Origin of the sequence: Longimicrobium sp., assembly GCF_036280135.1 — a bacterium.
Lineage (GTDB): Bacteria > Gemmatimonadota > Gemmatimonadetes > Longimicrobiales > Longimicrobiaceae > Longimicrobium.
This window is the reverse complement of the sequence record NZ_DASURI010000176.1, coordinates 1-7,533: the sequence shown is the minus strand read 5'-3', so window position 1 is coordinate 7,533 and position 7,533 is coordinate 1. Positions and strand designations below refer to the sequence as shown.

Genomic DNA, 7,533 nt, shown 5'->3' with positions numbered 1-7,533 from the left:
GCGCCCCCGCGGGGGAGCCCCTCTTCCACACCCTGCTGGCCGTGGAGAACTACCCCGTGGAGGCCCTGGGGGACGATGGCGAGGCGCCCGGGGTGCGGGTGGAGGCCATCGTCTCCCGCAGCGGGTTTCCCCTGACCCTGTCGGTGGTGCCCGGCGCGCGGCTGCGGCTGCGCGCGCGCTACCGCCGCGACCGCGTGGACGACGACGGGGCGGCGCGGATGCTGGGGCACCTCGCGTCGCTCCTGCGGGGGATGGCCCGCGCGCCCGACGCCCCCCTGGCCGCCGTGCCTCTCCTGGGCGACGAGGAGCGCCGCCGCGTGGTGGAGGAGTGGAACCGGACGGACGCGGAGCGTCCCGCGGGGCCGTCCCTCTACGCGGCGTTCGAGCGGCAGGCCGCCCGCACGCCGGACGCCGTGGCCGTGGCCTGCGGGGCGGACCGGCTCACCTTCGACGCGGCGCGGCGGTCCGCCAACCGGCTGGCCCGGGCGCTGCGCCGCCGGGGCGTGGGCCCGGAGGCGCGCGTGGCCGTGTGCCTGGAGCGGGGGACGGAGCAGGTGACGGCCCTGCTGGGCGTGCTGGCGGCCGGCGGCGCCTTGGTGCCGCTGGACCCGGCGTACCCCGCGGAGCGCAAGGCGCTCGTCCTGGCCGACGCGGGCGCGGCGGTGCTCGTGACCCGCGCGCCCCTCCTGGCCGGCTTTCCCGCCGCCCTTCCGCCCGTGCTGCGGCTGGACGCCGACGGGGACGAGGTCCGGGGGGAGCGTGACGCGCCCCTGCCCGGCGCCGCCGGGCCCGCCACCCTGGCGTACGTCATCTACACCTCCGGCTCCACGGGCCGCCCCAAGGGGGTGATGGTGGAGCACGGCTCCGTGCTGAACCTGGTGGCGCTGCTGGACGGCGCCGTCTACCACGCGTGGAGCGGCGGTCCGCCCCCCGTGGTGAGCCTGAACGGGCCCGTCACCTTCGACACCTCCGTCAAGCAGTGGGCGCGGCTGCTGGCGGGGAGCACCGTGCACGTGGTGCCGGACGAGGCGCGCTACGACGGCGCGGCCCTGGCGGCGTACGTGCGCGCGCACGGCATCCAGGTGCTGGACTGCACCCCCGCGCAGCTGCGGCTGCTGCTGGACGCGGGGCTGGGCGAGGCCGGCGACGGGCTTCCCGCCGACATCCTCGTGGCCGGCGAGGCCATCGACGGGGCCACCTGGCGGCGGATGCGCGAGGCGCGGGGGCCCCGCTTTCACAACCTGTACGGTCCCACGGAGTGCACGGTGGACGCCACGGCATGCGCCGTCCGCGACGCGGGGCCCGTGCCCGTCATCGGCCGGCCGGGGGCCAACGTGCGCGCGTGGGTCGTGGACGGCTGGGGGCGCCCCGCCCCCGTGGGCGTTCCCGGCGAGCTGCGCGTGGGCGGGGCGGGGGTGGCCCGGGGGTACCTGGGGCGCCCCGGGCTCACGGCCGAGCGCTTCGTGCCGGACCCCTTCGCCGGGGTGCCGGGGGCGCGGCTGTACCGCACGGGCGACCGCGCGCGCTGGCTCCCCTCCGGCGTGCTGGAGTTCCTGGGGCGCGCGGACCACCAGGTCAAGGTGCGGGGGTTCCGCGTGGAGTTGGGCGAGGTGGAGGCCGCCCTGGCCCGCTGCCCCGGCGTGCGCGAGGCGGCCGCCGCCGCGCGGGAGGACGCGCGCGGCGAGGGCGTGCTCGTGGGCTATGCGGCCGGCGCGGGCGTGGACGCCGGCGCCGTGCGCGCGGCCCTGCGCGACCGGCTGCCCGCGTACATGGTCCCTTCCGTCCTCGTGGTGCTGGACGCGCTTCCCCGCACGCGCCACGGCAAGGTGGACCGCGCCGCCCTCCCGGCCCCGGAGGCCCGCGCGGGCGCGGGGGCGGACCCCGTCCCGCCCCGCACCCCCGTGGAGGCCGGGCTCGCGGCCATCTGGGAGGCCGTGCTGGGCACGGGCCCCGTGGGCGCGGACGACGACTTCTACGCCCTGGGCGGGCACTCGCTGCACGTGGCGCGGGCGGCATCCCGCATCCGCGAGGCGTTCGGGGTGGAGGTGCCCCTGCGGGCCTGCTTCGAGGCGCGCACCCTGGCGGAGCTGGCCGCGCGGGTGGAGGCCGCCCTGCGCCAGGGCGCGGGCGACGCGCCGCCGCCCCTGGTCCCCGTCCCCCGCGACGGGCCCCTGCCGCTCTCCTTCGCGCAGCAGCGGCTGTGGTACCTGCACCAGCTGGAGCCGGACGGATCCGCCTACCACATGGCGAGCGCCTTTCGCCTTCGCGGCCCCCTGGACGCGGGGGCGCTGGCCGGCGCGCTGTCGGCGCTGGCGCGGCGGCACGAGGCCCTGCGGACGGTCTTTCCCGCGCCCGACGGGCGGCCCGTGCAGGACATCCGCCCCCCGTCCCCCGTCCCCCTTTCCCGGGTGGGGCTGGACGGCCTGCCCCCCGCGGCGCGCGAGGCGCAGCTGGGGCGGCTGGCGCGGGCGGAGGCGGCGCGCCCGTTCGACCTGGCCGCCGGGCCCCTGCTGCGCGCCACGCTCGTCCGGATGGGGATGGACGACCACGCCCTTCTCCTTACCCTGCACCACGCCGTGAGCGACGGCTGGTCCACCGCGGTCATCGTCCGCGAGGTGGCGGAGCTGTACGCGGCGGGGCGGGCGGGGCGCGCCCCCCGGCTGTCCCCCCTCCCCGTGCAGTACGCGGACTACGCCGCGTGGCAGCGGGCGTGGCTGCGGGGCGAGGCGCTGGAGGAGCAGCTGGCCTGGTGGCGCGGCGCGCTGGCCGGCGCGCCCCCGCTGCTGGAGCTGCCCACGGACCACCCCCGCCGTCCCGTCCAGGGCTCGCGCGCGGGGCGCGTGGTCCTCGCACCGGCGCCGGAGACGGCGCGGGCCGTCCGCGCGCGGGCCCGGGCGGAGGGGGCCACCCCGTTCATGGTGCTGCTGGCGGCGTGGCAGGCCCTCCTGGCCCGGTACGCGGGCACGGACGACGTGCTCGTGGGGACGCCCGTGGCGGGGCGCACGCGGCTGGAGGTGGAGGGGCTCATCGGCCTGTTCGTCAACACGCTGGTGGTGCGCGGCGACCTGTCGGGCGCGCCGGACGCCCGCGCGCTGCTGGGCCGCGTCCGCGCGCGGGTGCTGGAGGCGCAGGCGCACCAGGACCTCCCCTTCGAGCGCCTGGTGGAGGCCCTGGAGGTGGAGCGCACCCAGGCCCACGCGCCCCTGGCGCAGGTGAGCTTTACCCTGCTGGAGGCGGGCCCCGCGCCGGCCCTGGACGGCCTGCGGGTGGATCCGCTCCCCCCCGCGGCCGCCGCCGCCAAGTTCGACCTGGCCCTGTCGTTCACGGACGACGGCGTGGCGCTGCGGGGCGAGCTCGCCTACCGCGCGGAGCTGTGGGAGCCCGCCACGGCCGCGCGGATGGCGGCCCACTTCCAATCCCTCCTGGAGGGGATGCTGGCGGATCCGTCGCGCCCCGTCGCCGCCCTGCGGCTCCTCCCGGAAGCGGAGCGGTCGTGGCTGCTGGAGGCGGGGCGGGGAACGCCGGGCGCGCGGGGGGCGCCGGGGTGCGTGCACGAGGGGATCGCGGCGCGGGCGCGGCGCACGCCGGACGCGCCGGCCGTCGTCCACGGGGCGCGGGTGATGACGTACGGGGCGCTGGACGGGGCCGCCAACCGCCTCGCGCGGCACCTGCTGCGGTGTGGGGCGCGGCGGGACGACCGGGTGGCCGTCTGCGTGGAGCGGGCGCCGGAGATGGTGGTGGCCATGCTGGGCGCGCTCAAGGCGGGGTGCGCGTACCTGCCGCTGGACCCGTCGTATCCGCCGGAGCGGCTGGCGTACCTGCTGGGGGACGCGTCCGCGGCCGTGCTGGTGGCGGACGGGTCCACCGTCGGCCGTCTTCCCGCGCACGGGGGGCGGACGGTGCTGCTGGACGCGGACGGGGAGCGGATCGCGGCGGAGCGGGCGGACGCGCCGGAGGTGGCGGTGGACGCGGAGAGCCTGGCGTACGTGATCTACACGTCGGGCTCCACGGGGCGGCCCAAGGGGGTGATGGTGCCGCACGGTGCGCTGCTGGCGCTGGCGCGGTGGCACACGCGTGCGTTCGGCGTGGGGGCGGAGGACCGTGCGACGCAGGTGGCGTCGTTCAGCTTTGACGCGGCGGCGTGGGAGGTGTGGCCGTACCTGCTGGCGGGCGCGTCCGTGCACCTGGCGGACGACGCGTCGCGCGGCTCTCCGGAGGCGCTGCGGGCGCTGCTGGTGGAGCGGGGGATCACCGTGGCGTTCGTCCCCACGCCGCTGGCGGAGGGGGTGCTGGCGGAGGAATGGCCGACGGAGGCGCCGCTGCGGGTGATGCTGACGGGGGGCGACGCGCTGCGCGCGCGGCCGCGGCCCGGGCTGCCGTTCACGCTGGTGAACAACTACGGTCCGACGGAGGCGGCGGTGGTGGCCACGTCGGGGGTGGTGGTGCCGCCGGGGGAGGGCGGGGGCCGGCCGCCGTCCATCGGGCGTCCGGTGGACCACGCGCGGGCGTACGTGCTGGACGCGTGGGGGGAGCTGGCGCCGGCGGGGGTGCCGGGGGAGCTGCACGTGGGGGGCGGGGGCGTGGCGCGGGGATACCTGGGGCGGCCGGGGTGGACGGCGGAGCGGTTCGTCCCGGACGGGTTCTCGGGGGAGGCGGGGGCGCGGCTGTACCGCACGGGGGACCGGGTGCGGTGGACGGGGGAGGGGGAGCTGGAGTTCCTGGGGCGGGTGGACGCGCAGGTGAAGGTGCGGGGGTTCCGGATCGAGCCGGGCGAGGTGGAGGCGGCGCTGCTGTCGCACGGGGGGGTGCGCGAGGCGGTGGTGGTGGCGCGGGCGGACGGGCCGGGCGAGGCGCGGCTGGTGGGCTACGTCGTCGCGGCGGACGGGGCGGACGGGTCGGACGGGTCGGACGGGGAGGCGTCTCCGTCCGCGGAGGGGCTGCGGGCGCACCTGCGGGCGCGGCTGCCGGAGCACATGGTGCCGTCCGCGTTCGTGCGGCTGGACGCCCTTCCGCTGACCCCCAACGGCAAGGTGGACCGCCGCGCCCTCCCCGCGCCGGAGCGGGGCGAGCCGCGGGAGGGGCACGCGCCGCCGCGCACCCCCGTGGAGCGGCTGCTGGCGGGCATCTGGGCGGACGTGCTGCGGGTGGACCACGTGGGGGCCAACGACCGGTTTTTCGACCTGGGCGGTGACAGCATCCTCTCCATCCAGGTCGTCGCCCGCGCCCGGCGCGAGGGAGTGCACCTGACGCCCCGGCAGATGGTGGAGCATCCCACCCTGGCCCGGCTGGCGCGGGTGGCGGAGACGGCGTCCGCGCCCTCTCCCGGGGCGGAGGAGGTGCCGGGGGGCCCGCTTCCCCTCACCCCCATCCAGCGCTGGTTCTTCGAGCAGGAGACGGGCGCGCGCGGCCACTGGAACCAGGCCTTTCTCTTCACCCCCCGCCGCCCCCTGGCGGCGGCGCCCCTGGCGGCCGCCCTGCGCGGGCTGGCGGCGCACCACGACGCGCTGCGGCTGCGCTTTGCGCGCGGGGCGGACGGCGCGTGGACGCAGCGCTACGCGCCGGCGGAGGACGCCGCCCCCCGGCCCACGGTGGACCTGTCCGGCCTGCCGGCGCCCCTGGCCCGGGCGCGGATGGAGGCCGCCGCGGCCGCCCTGCAGCGCGCCCTGGACGTGGAGCGGGGGCCCCTGCTGCGCGCCGCCCGCTTTGACCTGGGGGCGGCGGGGGAGCGCCTGCTGCTCGTCATCCACCACCTGGCCGTGGACGGCGTGAGCTGGCGCATCCTCCTGGAGGACCTGGAGCGGCTGTACGGGGCGGCGGAGCGGGGCACGCCGGCCGCGCTGCCCCCGCGCACCACGGCGTTCGGCCGGTGGGCGCGGCGCCTGGCGGAGCACGCGGCCGGCGGCGCCCTGGCGGACGAGGCGGCGTACTGGACGTCCGCCGTCCCCCGCGATCCCCCGACCCTCCCCGTGGACCGGCCCGACGCGGAGAACCGGGCCGGCTCCGCGCGCCACGTGACCGTGGCCCTGGACGCGGACGAGACGCGGGCCCTGCTGCAGGAGGCGCCCGCCGCGTACCGCACGGAGGTGAACGACCTGCTCCTGGCCGCGCTCGTCCGCGCCCTGGCGGGGTGGACGGGCGAGCGCCGCCTGCTCCTTCACCTGGAGGGGCACGGGCGCGAGGAGGAGCGGGTGGGCGGGGTGGACCTGTCGCGCACCGTGGGCTGGTTCACCGCCCTCTTTCCCGTCTTCCTGGACCTGCGCGGCGCCGTGGGAGAGGGGGAGGAGATCAAGTGCGTCAAGGAGCAGCTGCGCGCCGTGCCGGGGCGCGGGCTGGGGTACGGGCTGCTGCGCTGGCTGTCGCCCGACGCCGCCGTCCGCGACGCGCTCCGCGCCCTGCCCGCGCCGTGGATCAGCTTCAACTACCTGGGCCGGTTCGACGGCACCCTCTCCGGCGGCGCGCTGCTGGCCCTGGCCCCCGAGTCCGCGGGGCCGGCCCACGCGCCGGAGGGGCGGCGCGCGCACCTGCTGGACGTGGTGGGCGCGGTGGAGGACGGCGTCCTGCGCGTCCGGTGGATCCACGGCGACGCGTACCGGGCGCAGACCGTCCAGCGGCTGGCGGACGCGTACCTCCACGCCCTGCGCGCCCTGGTGGCCCACTGCTGCTCCCCCGACGCGGGCGGATGCACCCCGTCGGACTTTCCCCTCGCCGGGCTGGACGCGGCCACGCTGGCCCTGCTGGAGGCGGACCTCGCGTGAGCGCCGCGTCCCCCGCCGCCCGCCGCGTGGCCCTCCTCCTCGCCCTCTGCGGCGGGATGCCGGCCGCCGGCTGCGCCCCGCCGCCGCCCCCAGGCCCCGCGCCCGCGGCGGACGCCGCGCGCCCCCTGCTGCGCCCCGTGCCCGTGCCGGCGGCCTTTCACGCGGCTGTGGCGCGGGGAACGCGGACGCTGACGGGGGCGCCGGGGCCGGCCTACTGGCAGCAGGAGGTGCGCTACCGCATCGAGGCGGAGCTGGAGCCCGCCACGGCCCTCCTGCGCGGCCGCGCGTGGATCGTCTACCGGAACCGCTCTCCCGGGCCCCTGCGCTCGCTCGTCCTGAACCTGTACCAGAACGTCTACGCGCCCGGGGTGCCCCGCAACCGCTTCGTGACGGAGACGGGCGGGGTCACGCTGGAGCGCGTGGCCCTGGGCGGGGCCGCGCCGCGGGAGCTGGCGCCCGTGGAGCTGGCGGAGGTGCGCGACGAGCCCCCGGCGGACGCGCCCGCGGGCTACGCCGTGCGGGGCACCCTGGCCCGCGTGGTGCTCCCGGCTCCCCTGGCGCCGGGGGACAGCACCGTGCTGGAGGTGGCGTGGCGGCACGCCGTTCCCCGCGCGCCCTCGTTTCGCACGGCGTACTCGGACGGCGCCCGGCGGGGCACGGGGTTCCTCGTGGGGCAGTGGTACCCGCAGGTGGCCGTCTTCGACGACCTGGCCGGGTGGGACGCCACCCCCTACCTGGGCGACGGCGAGTTCTACCTGGAGTGGGGGAGCTTCGACGT

General features: G+C 78.9%; 1 protein-coding gene and 1 pseudogene. Both read left to right on the top strand.

The genetic code is table 11. From position 1 onward, the window contains the following. Positions 1-41 precede the first annotated feature (41 nt). A complete protein-coding gene (locus VFZ20_RS05240) occupies positions 42-6,755 on the top strand; it encodes a non-ribosomal peptide synthetase (protein ID WP_329682782.1) in 6,714 nt (2,237 codons plus the stop codon). Further along, positions 6,752-7,533, top strand: a pseudogene (locus VFZ20_RS05235) (M1 family peptidase); the annotation flags it as partial. The gene VFZ20_RS05240 and the pseudogene VFZ20_RS05235, both read left to right, overlap by 4 nt.